We start from the raw sequence: 1,255 nt of genomic DNA, 5'->3' as shown, positions 1-1,255 counted from the left end.
GAGAAGGCGGAGGCCGCCGCGCCCTGCCCCAGCCGCGCGGCCCACAGCCACCCGGGGCTGTCGGCGAGGGCGTAGAGCGCGGACGCGACGGCGAAGGCCACCAGTCCGCCGAGCAGCACGGGGCGCGCCCCGATCCGGTCGGCGATCGTGCCGAACACTGGTTTCAGCACGACTTCGGCACCGTCGTACAGGGCGAGCAGACCGCCCAGCACGAGCAGTGAGGTGACCGCGTCCGCCGAGTCCGCGCCGAGGTTCGCCGCGATGCCGTGCGCGCCGAAGGCGGTGGTGAAACCGGCCGCGTACAGCGGCCACATCAGACGCCGGGGCGGCTCACTCGGTGGCGTCACTGAGCCCCAGCCGCAGATGTTCGACGTGGTACACGGCCTGGTCGAGCAACTCGGCCACATGGTGGTCGTGCAGCGCGTACACCACCGACCGGCCCCGGCGCTCGCCCACCACCAGGCCCAGATTGCGCAGCAGCCGCAGTTGGTGCGAGCACGCCGACTGCTCCATCCCCACCTCGGCGGCCAGCTCCGTGGCCGGCAATGGACCCTCGCGCAGCCTCGCGAGGATCAGCAGCCGGGAGGGGGTGGACAGGGCCTGGAGGGTGGTCGCCACCTTCGCCACGTTGGCCGCGTCCAGACGTACGCGCTCGGCGGTTTCCTGCGCGGTGGTGACGGCTCCATGACCCATGGGCGGTATCTTACCCACCGCACATGAACAGATGAATGAGTCTTCATGTGTTCCTGTATGGTTGCTCCGGTGTCCACGACTCTCACCCCCATTCGTGTCCCCTCACCCGCCCGCCCGGCACCCCGCCGCCGCACCCGCGTCCTGGCCCTGCCCGAGGCCCGCTGGGCGCTGGCGTCGACCGTCGCCTTCCTGGCGGCCCTCGCCCTGGACCTCGGCGGCCTGCCGTGGTGGGCGTACGGCCCGCTGTACGCGGTCGCCTATCTCGCCGGCGGCTGGGAACCGGCCCTCGAGGGGCTCAGGGCACTGCGCGGCAGAACCCTGGACGTCGACCTGCTGATGATCGTCGCCGCACTGGGCGCCGCCGCGATCGGACAGGTCCGGGACGGTGCCCTCCTGATCGTCATCTTCGCCACGTCCGGCGCTCTGGAGGCACTGGCCACCGCCCGCACCGCCGACTCGGTACGCGGCCTGCTCGACCTCGCGCCCTCGATGGCGACCCGGGTGACGGAGCGCGGCGAGGAACCGGTCCCGACGAGTGAACTCGCCGTGGGCGACATCCTGT

General features: G+C 72.0%; 2 protein-coding genes and 1 pseudogene. 1 reads left to right on the top strand and 2 read right to left on the bottom strand.

The features are described from left to right. The coding region (locus JF597_RS55195) for an MFS transporter (RefSeq protein ID WP_294014820.1) at positions 1 to 314 on the bottom strand (314 nt) is incomplete at its 3' end. Between the two features lie 16 nt (positions 315 to 330). Further along, positions 331 to 693, bottom strand: coding sequence for a metalloregulator ArsR/SmtB family transcription factor (locus tag JF597_RS55190; protein ID WP_057608409.1), 363 nt, complete (start codon positions 691 to 693; stop codon positions 331 to 333). 57 nt (positions 694 to 750) lie between these two features. Between JF597_RS55190 and JF597_RS55185 the strand changes: the two are divergent. Beyond that, a pseudogene (locus JF597_RS55185) lies at positions 751 to 1,255 on the top strand (heavy metal translocating P-type ATPase); the annotation flags it as partial.

This window comes from Streptomyces sp. (assembly GCF_019510245.1).
Taxonomy (GTDB): domain Bacteria; phylum Actinomycetota; class Actinomycetes; order Streptomycetales; family Streptomycetaceae; genus Streptomyces.
The sequence above is the reverse complement of the archived record's forward strand: the minus strand, read 5'-3'. Positions and strand labels throughout refer to the sequence as shown.

What these genes read in the sequence shown, in the direction of transcription:
- JF597_RS55190 (WP_057608409.1), bottom strand. Translation starts at nt 693, where the DNA reads ATGGGTCATGGAGCCGTCACCACCGCGCAGGAAACCGCCGAGCGCGTA.